Below are 17,452 nucleotides of genomic sequence, written 5' to 3' on the forward strand. Positions count from 1 at the left end.
TGGCGAAAAGAACGCGCAACGCGCCTGTTCCACCACACAAAAAACCCCCTCCGAGACCAGCCAGAAGGGGGTTTTCATCCCGATCGCCTAAAAGGCTTTACTTGTTGAAAGCTTCCTTGGGCTTGTTGTTGGGGTTCTTCCAGGCGTTCTTGGTGGCATCGGACAGCGGCAGGCCGACCTTCTGGTTTGCCGGTGGGATGGGCTGCATGAACCACTTGTCATAGAGCTTTTCCAGGCTGCCATCGGCGACCTGGCGCTGGATGCTGGTGTCGACGGCCTTCAGGAAAGCGGTGTCGTTCTTGCGCAGCATGCAGGCAATGGGCTCGACCGACAGCACTTCGCCGACGATCTTGAAATCGTTGGGGCTCTTGGACTTGGAGATGTTGCCGGCCAGGATGGAGCCGTCCATCACGAACGCATCGGCGCGGCCCGTTTCGAGCAGCAGGAAGCTGTCGGCGTGGTCCTTGCCCATGACTTCCTTGAAGTCTATGCCCTGGGCGCGTTCGTTCTTGCGCAGGATCTGCACCGAAGTGGTGCCCGTGGTCGTCGCCACGGCCTTGCCGTTCAGGTCCTTGATGGCGTTGATGCCCGAGTTGGCCTTCACCGCAATGCGCACTTCTTCCATGTAGGTGGTCATGGCGAAGTCGACATCCTTCTGGCGGTTGGTGTCGTTGGTGGTCGAGCCGCACTCGAGGTCAACGGTGCCGTTGGTCACCAGCGGGATGCGGTTCTGCGAAGTGACGGGCTGGAACTTGATTTCCAGCTTGGTCAGGCCGAGTTGCTTTTGCAGGTCGCGCGCGACGCGTTCGGCCATTTCGGTATGGAAGCCGACATACTTGCCGTCACCAAGGGTATAGGCCAGTGCGCCAGAAGACTCGCGCACGCCCAGCGTGATCGAACCCGAGGATTTGATTTTCGCCAGGGTGTCATTGGTCTGAGCCATGACCGTGCCCGCGAGCAAACCCATGACGGCAACTGCCAACAAATGTTTCTTCATACCTTCTCCTCTGATGACTGCGGATAAAAAAAGCAACGCCGGAACGCGCGTGGGCTTGTTTCAATAATTCACTTTAGAGGCATTTTGCTACTGTCACAAGAAACCAATAGCTATAACCCACAAGGATCCATGTCAAACAAGGCGTAAACGCCGTTCTTCCAGGGTAAACACCTAGCAAAAATCGGGCCCACGCTCCATGCTACTGGCCGGGCGGCCCGACGACGCCCCGGCTTACCCTAGTTCCAGCGTATTGCCGTGCTCGAGCAAAAACGCCCAGAGATTCTGCGCCACACCCTTGGGTGCGTCCTTGGCCGTGGGTTTCTGACGGTAAGCGCGCACATCCATGGGCATACGGAAGGACTCCACGCCCAGCGGTTCGGCGCTGACCAGGCGCCCGGACTGCAGTTCGTTGCGCACCGCGCTGTAAGGCAAAAATGCGACACCATGGCCTTCGAGCGCCATGGCCTTGAGACCTTCGGCCATGTCGGTTTCGTATACCCGCTCCAGATGGATGGCTTCGCCGGCCTGCTTGAGAATCAACTCGGTCACCTGGCCCAGATAGGCGCCCGAGGCATAGCCCAGGTACGGCAGAGGCTGGGACTGGGTTCCAGGCAATACATGCAGCGGCCTGCCCTGGGCATCGGGCTTGACATAGGGCGCAAGGATTTCCTCCCCCAGACTCACCATTTCATAGCGATCGGGGTCAAGCTGGAAAGGCTGGGACGGGTGGTGGTAGGCGATCAGCAGATCGCAGCCGCCTTCGACCAGCCGCATCACCGCATCGTGCACATTGAGCGCGAACAACCGGCTGCGGAACGGCCCGAACAGTCCGTGCAGGTTCGACACCCAGGCGGGGAAAAAAGTGAAGGCCAGCGTGTGCGGCACCGCAAAACCTATCATGCCCTTGCCCGCACTGACGTGCGCGCGCAACATGCTGCGCGTGCTCTGCAGCGACTGCAGCATCTCCAGCGCCTGCTCGTACATGGTCTTGCCCGCGGGCGTGAGCCGCGTCGGGTAGGAGCTGCGATCGACCAGGTCGGTCCCGGCCCAGGCTTCCAGCGCCTGGATGCGGCGGGAAAACGCGGGCTGTGTCACATGCCGCAATTGCGCCGAGCGGCTGAAACTGCGGGTCTCAGCCAAGCTCACAAAATCTTCTAGCCATTTGGTTTCCATCTCGCCATTATCCGCGCGCCAAGGCCGCATGCCTCGGGGCAACCCGCATGGTCAGCGACGAAACCGGACCAGATAATGGTTTGCCCACCTCACCCGGCGGGCGCGCGTCAGGCCCGCTGGTACACAACACCCTCGGGCACGGCGAAGGTCTTTTCTCCGTTGTCACGCGTTTTCCTGACTGCCCGCGCTCATGCCCTCTGACCAATCGCCTCCCGACCACGACGCGTCGGCCCCTCCCCGTTCCCTGCGCATCGAAGACTGGCTCACCGTGATCATCATGGCCGCATTGGCGCTGATCACTTTCGCCAACGTGCTGGTGCGCTACCTCACCAACTCCTCCTTTGCCTGGACCGAAGAAATCTCGGTCTTCCTGATGATCCTGCTGGCCATGGTCGCGGGCTCGGCGGCCGTGGCGCGCGACCAGCACATCCGCATTGAATATTTTTCCCATGGCGGTTCGGTCCAGCGCCGCCGGCGCCTCGCGCGCCTGGGCGCCGTCCTGGTCGCGCTGCTGTTCACCCTGATCGCGGTGCTGAGCCTGCGCGTGGTCTGGGACGACTTCCGCTTTGACGAAACCTCGCCCGGCATAGGCGTGCCGCAGTGGTGGTACTCGATGTGGCTGCCGGTGTTCTCGGCGCTGATCGTGCTGCGCGCGCTCGGCCTCTATCGCCGCCAGGGCCTGCAGGCCGCCGCAGAAGACACAGCCAACACCACAGGTCCCCAGCCATGATCGCCACACTGCTGTTCGTGGCCTTCGTGCTGCTGATGAGCGCGGGCGTTCCCATAGGCGCCGCTCTGGGCCTCGCGGGCGCAGCCTGCATCGCGCTGGCCAACTCCGACGCCCAGTGGTTCGGCCTGCTGGCCGTGCCGCAGAATTTCTATGCCGGCCTGGGCAAGTACCCGCTGCTGGCGATTCCGATGTTCGTGCTCGTGGGCTCTATCTTCGACCGCTCGGGCGTGGCGCTGCGGCTGGTGAACTTCGCGATCGCCATCGTGGGCCGCGGCCCAGGCATGCTGCCCCTGGTGGCGATTGCCGTGGCGATGTTCCTGGGCGGCATCTCGGGCTCGGGCCCGGCCAATGCCGCGGCCGTGGGCGGAGTGATGATCGCCGCGATGAGCCGCGCCGGCTACCCTGGCTCGTTCTCGGCCAGCGTGGTCGGCGCCGCCGCCGCCACCGACATCCTGATTCCGCCTTCGGTCGCGTTCATCATCTACTCGGTGCTGGTGCCCGGTGCTTCGGTGCCCGCGCTGTTCGCGGCCGGCATGATTCCGGGCGTGCTCGCCGGCATCGCGCTGATCGTTCCTGCCGTTTGGCTGTCGCGCCGCCACAAGATGGGCGCGCTCGAAGCCACGCTGCCGCGCCCCGAGTTCTGGAAAAGCCTGCGCGAAGCCGCCTGGGGCCTGGCCGCACCGGTGCTGATCCTGGGCGGCATGCGCGCCGGCTGGTTCACGCCCACCGAAGCCGCCGTGGTCGCGGTGTTCTACGGACTGTTCGTCGGCATGGTGATACACCGCACCATATCGGTGCGCGACCTGTTTCCCATCCTGCGCGAAGCTGGCGAGCTGTCGGCCGTGATCCTGCTCGTGGTGTCGCTGGCCGGCATCTTCGCGTTCTCGCTGTCGACGCTGGGCGTGATCGATCCGGTCGCCAACGCCATCGTCAACTCTGGCCTGGGCGAATACGGCGTGCTGGCGCTGCTGATCCTGCTGTTGATCACCGTGGGCATGTTCCTCGACGGCATCTCGGTGTTCCTGATCTTCGTGCCGCTGCTGCTGCCCATCATGCAGCACTACCAGTGGGACCCGGTCTGGTTCGGCGTGATCCTGACGCTCAAGGTGGCGCTGGGTCAGTTCACGCCGCCGCTGGCCGTGAACCTGATGGTCTCGTGCCGCATAGCGGGCGTGCGCATGGAGTCGACCGTGCGCTGGGTCGGCCCCATGCTGCTGGCGATGTTCGTCGTGATGTTGCTGGTGATCGCCTTCCCGCAACTGGCCCTTTGGCTGCCCCACAAGCTGGGTTACTGAGTTCCCAATAACAACCCCTAGGAGACAAAGAATGAAACTGCGCAGCTTTCTGACCACTGCGGTCGCCGCGGCCGCGGCCCTGGCCTTCACCGCTCCCGCGGCGCTGGCCCAGAACTACAAGAGCGAGTACCGCATGTCGCTGGTGCTGGGCCCGCCATCGCCCTGGGGCCAGGCCGGTGAAATCTGGGGCAAGCTGGTCAAGGAGCGCACCCAGGGGCGCATCAACATCAAGCTCTACCCCGGCGTTTCGCTGATCCAGGGCGACCAGACGCGCGAATTCAGCGCGCTGCGCCAGGGCGTGATCGACATGGCCGTGGGCTCGACCATCAACTGGTCGCCCCAGGTCAAGTCGCTGAACCTGTTCTCGCTGCCGTTCCTGATGCCCGACTACGCGGCCGTGGACGCGCTGACGCAGGGCGAAGTCGGCCAGGAAATCTTCAAGAACCTCGAGAAGGCCGGTGTCGTGCCGCTGGCCTGGGGCGAGAACGGCTACCGTGAAGTCAGCAACTCCAAGCGTGCGATCCGCAAGCCCGAAGACCTCAAGGGCCTGAAGATCCGCGTCGTCGGCTCGCCTATCTTCTCCGACATGTTCAGCGCGCTGGGCGCCAACCCCACGCAGATGAGCTGGGCCGACGCCCAGCCCGCGCTGGCCAGCGGTGCGGTCGACGGCCAGGAAAATCCCCTGTTCATGTTCACCGTGCTGAAGATGCACACCGTGGGCCAGAAATATGTGACCACCTGGGGCTACATGGCCGACCCGCTGGTGTTCGTCGTCAACAAGGACATCTGGGCTTCGTGGACACCGGCCGACCAGGCCATCGTGCGCCAGGCAGCGCTCGACGCCGGCAAGCAGGAGATCGCCATTGCACGCAAGGGTCTGGTCGAAGCCGACAAGCCCGTGCTCAAGGAAATCGCCGGCATGGGCGTGACCGTGACCCAGTTGAGCCCGGCCGAGCGCGATGCCTTCGTCAAGACCACGCGCCCGGTCTATGACAAGTGGAAGGGCCAGATCGGCAATGATCTCGTGGCCAAGGCCGAGAAGGCGATTGCGGCACGCAAGCCGTAAGCCAGCAACCGCGCCCCCTGCCCGCACGCGTGTCCAGGCCGCGTCAGCGGCTCAGGGGGTGCTTCATATCACCGGCGAAACCAGCGGCCGCCCTTCCAGATGGCAGCGCAGATTCGCCACGAAGCGGTCTATCGACGCCTGCACGGCTTCGGGCGACCAGCCGCCCACATGGGGCGTGAGCACTACGGCATCGAGATCGAGCAGCTCGGCCGGCGGCAGCGGCTCGCTTTCGTAGACATCGAGCCCCGCGCCCGCGATTCGGCCCGCGCGTATGGCTGCCGCCAGCGCCGCGGTATCGACCACGCTGCCGCGCGCGATGTTCACGAGATGGCCGTTCGGCCCGAGCGCATCGAGCACTTGGGCATTCACCAGATGACGCGTCGCGGCGCCGCCGGGAATCGCCACCAGCAGGATATCGGCCCAGGTCGCCAGCGCCAGCAGATCGTCGAAGTAGCGGTAGGCCACGCCGTCGCGCGCGCGGCGGTTGTGATAGCCGACTTCCATCTCGAAGCCCAGCGCGCGCTGGGCAATGCGCGCGCCTATGGTGCCCAGGCCCACGATGCCCAGGCGCTTGTGCGAGACATGCGGCGGAATCGCCAGCGCCGTGCGCCAGACGCCTGCGCGCGTCAGACGGTCCAGGCGCACGATGCCGCGCAGCGAAGCCAGCATCAGCCCCATCGCATGGTCGGCCACGCATTCGTCGTTGGTGCCCGCGCCATTGGCCACCGCGATGCCCTGGGCATGCGCATGCGCGACATCGATGTTTTCATAGCCCACGCCCAGCGCGCTGACCAGCGTCATCCCCGGCATGGCCTGCATGTGGGCCGCGCTCAGGCCCGACGAGCCCAGCGTCAGCACCGTCCGCACGCGCGCGCCGACCGCGGCAATGGTCGCATCCCACTTCGTCACATCGGGCTGGTTGACCAGTTCCAGCGTGGGAAACGCCCCGGCCAGCTGGTCCAGGTGCGCGGGGGAAAGATGGTTCAGTGCAAGCAGTACAGGTTTCATGGTGGAGGGCAAGGCACAAAAAAATGCATTGTCCACCCTGTTGCTCCCGGCCTCAGGCCAGCACGGCTGGGGCGCCCTCGCCCACCGACTGGCTCTGCTGCAGCGCCCACATCTGCGCATAGCGTCCGCCCAGCGCCAGCAGCTGTCCATGGTTTCCGCGCTCGAGAATCTGGCCTGCGTCGAGCACCAGGATCTCGTGTGCATCGACCACGGTCGACAGCCGGTGGGCGATCAGCAGCGTGGTCTTGTTGCGCGCCGCGCTCTGCAGTTCTGCTTGGATCGCGCGCTCGTTGGCCGAGTCCAGCGCCGACGTGGCTTCGTCGAAGATCAGGATGGGCGGGTTCTTGAGCAGCGTGCGCGCAATCGCCACGCGCTGCTTTTCACCGCCCGACAGCTTGAGCCCGCGCTCGCCCACGCGCGTCGCATAGCCCTGGGGCGTGCCGGCAATGAAGTCATGGATGCGCGCGGCGCGCGCCGCGGCGACCACCTCGTCATGGCTGGCGCCGGGGCGGCCGTAGGCGATGTTGTATTCGACGCTGTCGTTGAACAGCACCGTGTCCTGGGGAACGATGCCTATCGCCTGGCGCACGCTGGCCTGGGTCAGGCCGCGGATGTCCTCGCCGGCTATCGTCACCCGGCCCTGCTGCACGTCATAGAAACGGAACAGCAGGCGCGCCAGCGTCGACTTGCCCGAGCCCGAGGGGCCGACCACGGCCACGGTCCTGCCCGCGGGAATCTCGAAGCTCACGCCGCGCAGGATGGGCCGCGCGGGGTCATAGGCGAAATGCACGTCGTCGAAGCGCACCGCGGGAACCTCGGCCGACTGCAGCGGCCGGGCATCGGGCGCGTCGGCGACTTCGCGTTCGCGGTCCATGAGCACGAACATCCGGTCCAGGTCGACCAGGCTCTGCTTGATCTCGCGGTAAATCACGCCCAGGAAATTCAGCGGTATGTACAGCTGGATCATGAAGGCATTGACCATCACCAGATCGCCCAGCGTCAGCCGGCCGTCGACCACGCCCTGCGTGGCGCGCCACAGAATGGCGACCAGCGCCGTGGCAATGATGATCTGCTGGCCCGCGTTGAGCAGGCTCAGCGTGGTCTGGCTCTTGAGACGCACGCGGCGCAGCTCCTCGAGGTTCTCGTCGTAGCGCCGCGCTTCAAACGCCTCGTTGTTGAAGTACTTGACGGTCTCGTAGTTCAGCAGCGAGTCCACGGCCTTGGTATGGGCTGCCGACTCCTGGGCATTGGCCTCGCGGCGAAAGCGCGTGCGCCAGCCGGTCACCTGCACCGTGAAGACGATGTACAACGCCAGCGCGATCAGCGTGATCACCGCGAACCAGACGTCGAAACGCAGCGCCAGGATGGTCAGCACCAGCGTCATCTCGATCAGCGTTGGCAGGATGCTGTAGAGCGAATACGAGATCAGCGACTCGGTGCTGCGCACGCCGCGCTCGATGTCGCGCGTCATGCCCCCGGTCTGGCGCTCGAGGTGAAAGCGCAGGCTCAGCGCATGCAGATGCTCGAAGGTGGTGAGCGCGATGCTGCGCGCCGCGCCCTGGGTGGCCTTGGCAAACACCAGGTCGCGCAGCTCGGTGAACAGCGATGTGGAAAAGCGCAGCGCGCCATAGGCCAGCAGCATGGCCGCGGGCACGACCAGCACCGCGGCCGCATCGCCGGGCTTGAGCGTCAGCGCGTCGACCAGTTCCTTGAGCAGCACGGGCACGCCAACGTTGGCCACCTTGGCCGCGACCATGAACAGCAGCGCCGCGAGCACGCGCCACTTGTATTCCCACAGATAGGGCAGCAGGCGCTTGAGCGTCGCCCAATCGGCGCCGGAAGCTGGGGAAGCGGGTACGGGTAAATCCTGAGAAGATTCGGCAGAGCGGCGCATCGGGGACAATTCCTGTTGTTATATTCCTGATTGTGCCAATGCCTCCGCGTCCAGACCTTCCTCCCCACCCATTGCCCGCAGATAAGGATCTCGTGCTCAAGGTGATTCCCATGCCCGCCGATGTCAACGCCAACGGCGACATCTTCGGCGGCTGGGTCATGGCGCAGGTCGATCTCGCCGGTTCGGTGCTGCCCTCGCGCATAGGCCAGCGCATGGTCACCGTGGCCGTCAATGAATTCATCTTCAAGCAGCCGGTGCGCGTGGGCGACATCCTGTCGTTCTATTCGAGCGTGCGCCGCGTGGGCCGCACGTCCGTCACCGTGGACGTCGAAGTCTATGCCGAGCGCTTCCACGACCAGGGCCGCTTTGTCAAAGTGACCGAAGCGCTGCTGACCTATGTCGCCATCGACAGCGAAGGCAAGCCCCAGGCCCTGCCGGAGAACGCGCAGATCGCGGCCTGGCGCAGCGCCATTCAGCGCAACGCCGCCAGCGCACCGGCACAAAAAGCCTAGGGCTGCGACAGCCGGCGCATTTCGTCGGCCTTCCTCGCTGCAATCAGCTGGTCGAAATAGGCGCCGAATTTCTCGGCCTTGGAAGACCAGTCCCAGGCCTTGATGCGCTCCATGTTCTCCTGCGACAGGCGCGTGAGCAGTTCGGGCTCCTGCACGATCGCGCGCACGCTGTCCATGAGCGCTTCCACGCTGCGCTCGGGCAGGATGAACTTCTTCTGCAACTCACCAAAAGCCTGGGGCACGATACCCACATCGGTGCTGACCACGGGCACGCCACAGGCCATGGCCTCCAGCACCGGATTCGGCGTGCCTTCTATCTTTGACGTGCAGACATAGAGATCGATCTTGCTGTAGTACTCCGGCATCTGATCGTGCGGAATGAATCTTTCCTGGCGATCCGCAAAAAGGCTTGTGACGGCAATGCCTTCGCTCTGCAGGCGTTCGATGGCCGGTTTGAGAATCGAGTGAACCCCCTTGAAGTCCTCGAGTTCACCGGCCCATTTGCTGTTGCCCACCCAGCCGATCACCAGCGCACGCCTGCCGACTTCCTGGAGGCGCTCCAGGTTGAGAGGCTTGAACTTGTGCAGGTCGACACCGTCCTCGATCAAGGCCGTGGGCGCGGGATATCCCGGGACCTGGGAGTAAATGGCCTGGAGTTTCTCCGAGCCTACCGTATAGCCGGCAAGCAGCTCGGAGAAAATATGGGTACGGGCACTCAGATCTTCCGGTTGCAGCAGCAGATGGTCATAGATGCTGGTACTGAGCTGCTTGCTCGCAATGAAACGCTCGTGAAAACTTTCATAAGACATGCCAAGATTTTCAGCATAGCTCTTGAAGTAAGGCGTTCCAATCAAGGTCAGGTGTTCACGCCAGAAGAAGTGCACCACCTCGCAATCGCGCGCCAACACGAACACTTGATCGATGTTATCAATGATATCCATGGGAATCACGATAAACTCGAAACGATGGGACAGATGGTTTTGCAGCTGTCGCGCAATATTTCCAAACGCCCAATTATCCGTATCGATGATCAGCGCAATCTTTGTTTTTCCGCTGCGATTTCCGCACTGATTCGCGAGCACTGGCGGCGCTACTGCATCACTATGAAGACCGAGTTCATTTTGACGCGAGGCAAGCCAGATATCGACCACGTCACTCCAGATCGAAAAACCATGCTTTCTCTCCAGATGCGCGGCGGATTGCTTCAGCACCCGGCGTGAAAAACGTTCTCTTTCATAATCCCGATCGGCATTTGAATCTGGAATCGGATGGTCATGAATGAGAAAGCATTCAGAGGCGGTACCGACCTTGTAACCCGATTGGAAAAGTCGGATGGAGAAGTCTATGTCTTCAAACCCGACAAACATCCCTTCATCGTATCCGCCCACGAGCAGGAAAGTCTCCTTTTTGAGCACACATGCGCCGCCAAACAGGAACGTGCTCAAGAAGGGATGACCCATCTTGTTCTGGATCTTCTGCGCAACGACAGCACTGCCGGCGCCAATATGCAGTTGGCGATCGTAGTGTGAAACAAAAAGATGTCCGCCGCGGGCAAAAAGCGTATCACCATCGGGCTCGAGCAATGGCAAGCTGATGAAATGGCATCCCAAGACGGCCAGATCCTGCTGAAGCTTCAGCAGTGGATTGGCAGTGAAATATATGTCATTATCCAGACACATCAGCCATTCGGTCTGAACATGGGGAAGCGTTCTGTTTCTTCCGCCGGAAACGCCGTAGTTCTTATCCAGCTCGACAATACGGTGACGGCAGGTCATCCCGGAACAGAAATTGCGCAGCAGTGCGAGCTCTTCTTGCACGGAACCGTTGTCGACAATCAACACCTCACCCGCAAAACCCGGCATCCATTTTTCTATCGACTGCAGAAGCTTGATCGACAATGATGCACGATTCAGCGAAAGAAAGGAGATCGTCAGATTCTCGCCATTTCTTCCGATATTCGGGCCAATCTCCTTCCAGGCGTCGACCGCCAGAAGAGCATGCGCCTTGTCGAATATGTAAGTTCCTCGTTCCAGACCGGGAACAAAACCCAAATCGTGATCATTCATTCTTGTTCTTACCTGCGAACAGCTCGTGCCACCTTGAGCGCCAGGGTCCGCACGGGCTGCGGAACGATATTGCGCAAACGCACATAGCGATCGTGCGAAACGCGCATGATTGCGCATTCGACGGTCAAACGCTCGATTTCGGCCTGCAATACCGGCACCTCTGCCGCGAAAGCATTCAATTCACCCCTGAGCGCATGCGCTTGCGTTTCCAGTGTCTGGACCTCGGCCTCGCGATGGCGGATCTGTGCCTGATGGGTCAGCACCTCTGCCTGAAGCGCATGCACTTCGGACTGAAGGGTATGCACCTGGGCCTTGAGCGCATGGGCGTCAGACTGGAATGCATGGGCCTGGGCCTGGAGGGTATGCGCCTGGGCCTGCAGGGTATTCACGTCCGTTTGCAGCGCCTGCACACTTCCCGTTGAAAAATGCAGGCTTTCGCGCAGCACCAGATTTTCCGCGGACGAAGCCTCATAAAGCAAACTGGCCTTGCGGACCTCGGGAATCACGTCACCGGTGGGCGCGCGCAATGCGTTCGACTCGTGCGTGCAATCTGGCGCGGCTTCCGGCAGAGCTTCATGCGGATGTACCGCAGGCTCCGACTCCATTGCCTGCACCATGCGCGCATAGGAGTCCATGCTCACGGGAAACACCGCCGCGCCGCTGGGCGCATCGGCGGCGTTCCACACGCCGAAGAAGTAGCTGCAATTGGCCGCAGTGACTTCGAGCTCTCCCGAGCCATTGACGAGGTAGGCACCGCCGAGCTGCTTGAACGACATCCAGCTCGCAGGCACAGGTTCGTAATCCTTCTTGACATCGAGGGGCGTAGAACCGAACCCCATGACGGCCGTGCCCACGCTCCAGCTGACGTTGTTCCCCAGAATGCCGACCGTCAGTTCCTTGAATTCTTCAAAATTGTATTTACGCACATGATACGGATTGCGCTGATGGTCTTCCGGGAAATACCAGTAGTCATTAGGACAGCTGATGATGAAGACCGCGTCCTTCTTGGCCACGTTCTTGAGCGATTGAAGGTATCTCGCGGGATCCTGGATATGCTCTATGGTTTCGCACGAAACCACCACATCGAAATATTCGAGCGGGAATTCGCGCTCGACGCTGGCCGCGTCCGTAGCCATGAATTCGACGCCGGGCGCAGAAAACGACTTCTTGGCCCGGTTGACCGCTTCGTCGGAAACATCCACACCGACGACTTGCTTGGCACCGGCCTGCTTGAGCAGGTGGCTGCCGTAACCTTCGCCGCAGGCGATGTCCAGCACCTTCTTGCCTTGGACAAACGGCGTGGCGATCGCATAACGGGCAAAGTGAATCGACGCTTCAATATTTGGACGTTCCGGCGCCAGCGAGGTATCTAATCTTTCCACTTTATTTTCCTTGTTCTATGCGATGAGTGTCGTAGCGCTGATAACTCCATTCCCGGTCAACATTGAACATGCCTACGGCCTTGAAATCATCGTCAACCCGGAACGGGCACACCTCATTGGCTTCAGCATAGGTGATGAAGCCGCCATCATCATTGATGGCAACCCGCCATTTGTACTTTCCGCTGAGCAGAGGGAAATTGGGAAAATCAATAGTGACTTTTCCGGCCTGCGACGATTGATATACGGGAATCTTGTCCATCAAGGTCGTGGTCCCGCAGAGATAAAGATCGTCATGCCGGTACAGGTTGAAGACGAAGCTGATTTTTTCCGGCGGCTTGTCGACCAAGGCCACGAAGTCGAATGTGAGCTTCACATTTTCACCGGTCTTGATCACATCGACGGCAGTCCCTGCCTGATTGGTCAGCTCCACTTTGCCGATCTTGAACAGACGCTCGACCGATGCGTGGCTGTCGTCGCTGGCTGCGGATTCGCTGCCGGCCGCCTCCTGGGCCGCAGGCTCCTGCGCCGCGTCCTGTCCTGCAGGTGATTCTTCCTGAAGGCTCTTTTTCAGCGCCCCGGTGGCGCTGCCGGCGATCTGCTCTTCCAACTCGATCATGTACTGATCGATGACCCGTCCTGCAGAACCGAAGAGAATCTGCCGGCCTTCCTTGAGGTAGACCGCTCTTTCACACACGGACTTGACCTGATACTGGTCGTGGGAGACGAACAGAATGGAGCAGCCGCGGTCGCGCACTTCGTAGAACTTCGCGAGACAGCGGCGCTGGAAGGCCGCATCGCCCACCGCGAGGATTTCATCGACGATCAGAATTTCCGGATCGACGTGAATGACTACCGCGAATGCCAATCGGGCGAACATCCCGCTGGAGTAGTGCTTGACGGGGCTGTCAATGAACTGGCCAATATCCGCAAAGGCCGCGATCTTGTCGAATCGGGCATCCACTTCGTCTTTCGACAAGCCCAGAATCGCACCACTCAGATAAACGTTCTCGCGCCCCGTGAAATCGGGATTGAACCCCGATCCCAGTTCCAGCAGCGCAGACAAACGTCCTCTGCGTTCCACATGACCATAGGTGGGCATGAGCGTGCCGCAAATGATTTGCAGCAAAGTGGATTTGCCCGAACCATTGCGGCCCACGATGCCCACGGTCTCGCCCTTCTTGACATCGAAATTGATGTCATTGAGCGCCCAGAATTCGTCGTGGAGCTTTCTGGATTGCTTCCACAACATCTGCTTGAGCCTGTCCTGCGGCTTGTCATATATGTTGTAGACCTTGGATACGCCGACGATTGAAATCGCCAAGTCATCAGAGAACATCCGCAAACCCACCTTTAGTTTTCTGAAACCATGCGTAACCTACCCACGCGACGACCACGGCAATGCCTGCATAAATTGCAAGCCCGGAAAAATTCGGCAGCTTTCCCCAGATCAGCACATCGCGCGACTGCTCGATAATGAAGGTCAGCGGATTCGCCATGATCCACGGGCGAATGTTCTCGGGGAGGGAAGAAATCGGATAGAAGACAGGAGACAAAAACAGCAGCACTGCGGTCAGAAGGCCTATGGTCTGCGACACATCTCGCAAATAAACGCCGAGAGAGGCAAGAAACCATGAAACGCCGAACGACAGAATGACCAGCGGCAAAACGACTAAGGGGACAAACACCGCGGTCCATTGCAGAAATCCGTTGAAAATCACGAATGCCAGCAAAAGAACCACCATGCTGACAGCCGCATGAAACAAGGCAACGCAGATGCTCACCGCAGGAAGCACCTCCACCGGGAATACCACCTTCTTCACATAATTGACGTTATCAATGATCAACCGCGGCGCACGATTGAGAATTTCGGCAAAGACCCCATGAATGATCATGCCTACGAACAATATGACCGCAAACTCGGTCTTGCTATCCGACCCAGCCGTTCCCCAGCGTGATTTGAAAACCACCGCAAAGAAAAAGGTATAGACGGTGAGCATCAGCACCGGATTGAAGAAGCTCCATGCCAGTCCCAGCGCCGATCCCTTGTAACGCCCCAGGACCTCGCGCTTGGCCAACGAGTAAATGAGGCTTCTGTTGCCAACGATGGAACGCAGCGCGGACAGCGGCGATATCGGTTGTCGTGCGTGCGGGTTCATGCGTATCCTTGCGGATTGTTCATCTGCCAGCGCCAGTGGTCACGGCACATTTCGGCCAGGCCACGCGTCGCGCTCCAGTGGAGCATCTGCTGTGCCTGTGCCGTGCTCGCATAGCAGGCGGCAACATCGCCGGCGCGGCGCGGCACGATCTTGTAAGGGATGGGGCGACCGCTGGCCTCCTCGAACGCCTTGAGCACATCAAGTACGCTGTAGCCCACACCCGTGCCCAGGTTGACGGCAAAGCATTGCGCCTGGTCGAGGCTCTCCAAGGCATTGAGGTGGCCCAGCGCCAGATCGACCACATGGATGTAGTCGCGCACCCCGGTGCCATCGGCGGTGTCGTAATCGTTGCCCAGCACGCTGAGGTGCTCGCGCCGGCCCACCGCAACCTGTGCCAGATAGGGCATCAGATTGTTGGGCATGCCTTGCGGGTCTTCGCCTATCAGGCCGCTGGAGTGCGCGCCCACGGGATTGAAATAACGCAGAATGCCAATGCGCCACGAAGGTTCGGCACGGTACAGGTCGCGCAGAATATCTTCCACCATCAACTTGGTGCGGCCGTAAGGATTCGTCGTGGAAAGAGGATGGCTCTCGGTCAGCGGCAATTGTTGCGGCTCGCCATAGACTGTGGCCGATGAACTGAAAACCAAGGTCTTCACGCCCGTGGATTGCATCGCACGCAGCAGCGACAGCGTGCCGACGACATTGTTCTCGAAATAATCGAGCGGTTTCTCCACCGATTCGCCTACCGCCTTGAGGCCGGCAAAATGGATGACTGCACCGCAGGAATATTGCCTGATGGTTTCTTCCAGCGCCGCTTGGTCACGGACATCTCCCTTGACTATGGGAAAAGTCTTCTTTGTTATCTGCGATACTCGTTTCAAAGCCTCGGGATGGCTATTGGCAAAGTTATCGAAGACAACTATATCGTGCCCCGCATTGAGCAATTCAACGCAAGTATGCGAACCGATGTAACCGGCTCCACCAGTGATCAAAATATTCATGCGGCTTTCTACTCAAAAATTACCGGCCCTGCACAGAAAATTGATATTAATTTTCCGACGCAATCAGCAAGTTCGCAATTTTCAAACCGTCTGATACCGGGAAAACGCGCAGAAGCCACGCTTTGAGGGCAAATTTCAGGGGCTGCGTTGCTCGGAACCACATGTCATCGCCCGGCATGCGGAAAAACGCAGAATTTTAACATTTGCCCCAGCACGTTCTCAACACCGCAGCCTCTGGCGTGAAAAATTGAAGTGCAGCATGGACACACCTGATGACGGGCCGGCAATTTTTAGTGATGCCCGGTCTTTTCAAGCGTAGAGGGAGCTGTCGGCCTGCGGCTGCAGGCCCCCGCAAGGTCAAAGCGTTGTGCCGCGCCTGCATCGGCAGACCGCGCTCCTGCGCCTGGCGCGGCGAAATGAATTGAAGCTGCGACGCCAGGGCCGTTGCAAGGCACTGCCCGCCTCAGCCAGCGGGGCCTGTGGGTGTCAGGCGGTCACGCTTCCCGCGACATCGCGCACCACGCTGGTACCCGCCGCGCTGCTGCTGGGCGCCAATGCCGGCGTCTTGACCGCCGAGCCGGCTTCGATCTGGCCCGTGAGTTCACCGCCTTCTTCGATCACGACCTTGCCATAGCGGATCTTGCCGCTGACCTTGCCCGTGCCATAGATGACCAGTTTTTGGCGCACGATCAGCGTGCCGTCGAACACTCCGCGGATTTCAGCGACATCAATCTCGGCCGTGCCATGGAAAGCGCCTTGCTCGGCAATTTCGATCACGCGCGAATCCATCGTCGCTTCTACCGTTCCTTCGACTACCAGCGTGTCGCAATCGGTGATTTCCACGCCCTTGAGCTTGATGTTGGGGCCCACGATCAACCGGCTGCCGCCCTGGCTTTGCGCCACCGCAGCGGCGCTGGCGGGCGTCGACACCGCACTCGTGCCGGCTTGGCCAGCCGCCTGGCTGGCGCCAAAACTGCTGCTGGTCGATGCCACGCCTACGGCGGGGCTGCGGGGAGTGAAAGTGTCGCTTTCACGCTTGCCAAAAAACGGGTTCTGCACGGCCATGGTCTCTCCTTGGAAAGCGTCCATGCTAGAACGTCATCCGGGCAACAAACGCCCTCATCTCGCAAGAAAAGTAACCAATCGCCTCGAATGATGCATATGCTTGCAAGCGTTTCTTGATCACACAGGTGCGAGGGTTTTGCGGAAAAGCAACAGGCACCTTTCATCCCGACGGAAAACACATGCCGGTCGCGCAGCGCAGCCGACAACCGTCAGTGGGCGCCGGCAATGCGCCGCCATGCGCAGCGTCCTGCCAGCTCCAGGCTTCAATTGAGTCGACCGCGAATCAGCTCAAACCTTGCTGAAGTCGGGATGGCGCTTTTCCATGAATGCAGATACCGCTTCGCGCGCCGCGGGTTCGTGCAGCATGCGGCCGAAGCTCTCGCCTTCCTGGGCCATGCGCGTGCGCACCGTGGCTGCCTGGCCCGACTTCATCAAGCGTTTCGATTCCATCAGCGCCGACAGCGGCTTGGCCGCAAGCTTGCGCGCCTGGCGCTGGGCCAGTGCATTGCATTCGCTGGGCGGCACCACGCGGTTGACCAGGCCGACTTCGAGCGCGGCTTCGGCGAGGAAAGGCTCGCCCAGCAGCAGGGCTTCGGCCGCGCGGTGGTAGCCCATGAGCTGGGGCAGCAGCAGGCTGGAGCTGAACTCGGGGCACAGGCCCAGGTTGACGAAAGGCAGCGAGAACGCCGCGTTGTCGCCGGCGTAGACCAGGTCGCAATGCAGCAGCAGCGTCGTGCCAATGCCCACGGCCGGGCCGCAGACCGCGGCGATCACGGGCTTGGGGAAGTCGGCGAGCTGGAACATGAAGCGCATCACGGGCGTTTCGCCGCCGAGGCTGTTGGCCGAGGCATTGAGGAAGTCGCCCAGATCGTTGCCCGCGCTGAAGATCGCCAGATCGCCCTGGAACACCACCACGCGCACCGCGGCGTCGTCACGCGCCGCGGTCAGCGCGTCGGCCATGGCGCCATACATCGCCTGGGTGATCGAGTTCTTCTTTGCAACCCGATTGAAGGTGAGCGTGCAGACACCGTCTTCGGTGTGCACCAGGATATCGTTGGAGGTGGTAACTGTCATGGTGTCATTTTCCCTTGCGCGGCGCGCTTT

The 17,452-nt window shown here is 61.0% G+C and carries 15 protein-coding genes; 4 read left to right on the plus strand and 11 right to left on the minus strand.

Annotated features, from left to right (window positions below; genetic code table 11):
- Positions 1–97: 97 nt before the first annotated feature.
- Both ACSVDO_RS18395 and ACSVDO_RS18400 read right to left on the minus strand, forming a co-directional pair.
- Positions 98–997, minus strand: coding sequence for an amino acid ABC transporter substrate-binding protein (locus ACSVDO_RS18395; RefSeq protein ID WP_332539988.1), 900 nt, complete (start codon positions 995–997; stop codon positions 98–100).
- A gap of 231 nt (positions 998–1,228) precedes the next feature.
- A complete protein-coding gene (locus ACSVDO_RS18400; RefSeq protein WP_332539986.1) occupies positions 1,229–2,170 on the minus strand; it encodes a LysR substrate-binding domain-containing protein in 942 nt (313 codons plus the stop codon).
- A 190-nt stretch (positions 2,171–2,360) separates the two neighbouring features.
- Here ACSVDO_RS18400 and ACSVDO_RS18405 point away from each other — a divergent pair, with 190 nt between their 5' ends.
- Genes ACSVDO_RS18405 through ACSVDO_RS18415 form a run of 3 tightly spaced genes read left to right on the plus strand, consistent with a single transcriptional unit; the run spans position 2,361 to position 5,261 of the window.
- Complete coding sequence (locus ACSVDO_RS18405) at positions 2,361–2,900, plus strand: TRAP transporter small permease (RefSeq protein ID WP_489593882.1); 540 nt, start codon at positions 2,361–2,363, stop codon at positions 2,898–2,900.
- Entirely contained in the window at positions 2,897–4,195 is a 1,299-nt protein-coding gene (locus ACSVDO_RS18410; RefSeq protein WP_332539984.1) for a TRAP transporter large permease, read from the plus strand. The genes ACSVDO_RS18405 and ACSVDO_RS18410 overlap by 4 nt, the downstream gene beginning before the upstream one ends.
- A gap of 31 nt (positions 4,196–4,226) precedes the next feature.
- A complete protein-coding gene (locus ACSVDO_RS18415) occupies positions 4,227–5,261 on the plus strand; it encodes a DctP family TRAP transporter solute-binding subunit (RefSeq protein WP_489593883.1) in 1,035 nt (344 codons plus the stop codon).
- Between the two features lie 63 nt (positions 5,262–5,324).
- On the opposite strand, the gene ACSVDO_RS18420 is transcribed toward ACSVDO_RS18415, so the two are convergent.
- Complete coding sequence (locus tag ACSVDO_RS18420; protein WP_489593885.1) at positions 5,325–6,269, minus strand: 2-hydroxyacid dehydrogenase; 945 nt, start codon at positions 6,267–6,269, stop codon at positions 5,325–5,327.
- A gap of 52 nt (positions 6,270–6,321) precedes the next feature.
- Positions 6,322–8,163: an ABCB family ABC transporter ATP-binding protein/permease gene (locus ACSVDO_RS18425; protein WP_489593886.1), complete on the minus strand. Its 1,842-nt coding sequence runs from the start codon at positions 8,161–8,163 to the stop codon at positions 6,322–6,324.
- A gap of 38 nt (positions 8,164–8,201) precedes the next feature.
- On the opposite strand from ACSVDO_RS18425, the gene ACSVDO_RS18430 reads away from it, so the two are divergent.
- Positions 8,202–8,675: an acyl-CoA thioesterase gene (locus ACSVDO_RS18430; RefSeq protein ID WP_489593888.1), complete on the plus strand. Its 474-nt coding sequence runs from the start codon at positions 8,202–8,204 to the stop codon at positions 8,673–8,675.
- Here the strand turns inward: ACSVDO_RS18430 and ACSVDO_RS18435 are convergent.
- From ACSVDO_RS18435 to ACSVDO_RS18465, 7 genes are all read right to left on the minus strand, one after another.
- A complete protein-coding gene (locus tag ACSVDO_RS18435) occupies positions 8,672–10,741 on the minus strand; it encodes a glycosyltransferase (protein ID WP_489593890.1) in 2,070 nt (689 codons plus the stop codon). The two genes, ACSVDO_RS18430 and ACSVDO_RS18435, sit on opposite strands and share 4 nt — an antisense overlap.
- Before the next feature lie 8 nt (positions 10,742–10,749).
- Positions 10,750–12,123: a methyltransferase domain-containing protein gene (locus ACSVDO_RS18440; RefSeq protein ID WP_332538765.1), complete on the minus strand. Its 1,374-nt coding sequence runs from the start codon at positions 12,121–12,123 to the stop codon at positions 10,750–10,752.
- 1 nt (position 12,124) lies between these two features.
- On the minus strand, positions 12,125–13,459 hold the full coding sequence (locus ACSVDO_RS18445; RefSeq protein ID WP_489593892.1) for an ABC transporter ATP-binding protein: 1,335 nt from the start codon (positions 13,457–13,459) through the stop codon (positions 12,125–12,127).
- Positions 13,449–14,279: an ABC transporter permease gene (locus ACSVDO_RS18450; RefSeq protein ID WP_332548368.1), complete on the minus strand. Its 831-nt coding sequence runs from the start codon at positions 14,277–14,279 to the stop codon at positions 13,449–13,451. Before ACSVDO_RS18450 ends, ACSVDO_RS18445 begins: the two co-directional genes overlap by 11 nt.
- The gene (gene galE, locus ACSVDO_RS18455) at positions 14,276–15,283 is read right to left on the minus strand and encodes a UDP-glucose 4-epimerase GalE (protein WP_489593894.1); all 1,008 of its coding nucleotides are present in this window, start codon (positions 15,281–15,283) and stop codon (positions 14,276–14,278) included. The genes ACSVDO_RS18450 and galE overlap by 4 nt, the downstream gene beginning before the upstream one ends.
- 486 nt (positions 15,284–15,769) lie before the next feature.
- Entirely contained in the window at positions 15,770–16,348 is a 579-nt protein-coding gene (locus tag ACSVDO_RS18460) for a bactofilin family protein (protein WP_489593896.1), read from the minus strand.
- Between the two features lie 288 nt (positions 16,349–16,636).
- Entirely contained in the window at positions 16,637–17,422 is a 786-nt protein-coding gene (locus tag ACSVDO_RS18465; protein ID WP_489593898.1) for an enoyl-CoA hydratase, read from the minus strand.
- Positions 17,423–17,452: the final 30 nt, after the last annotated feature.

This window comes from Comamonas sp. DB36 (genome assembly GCF_057914905.1).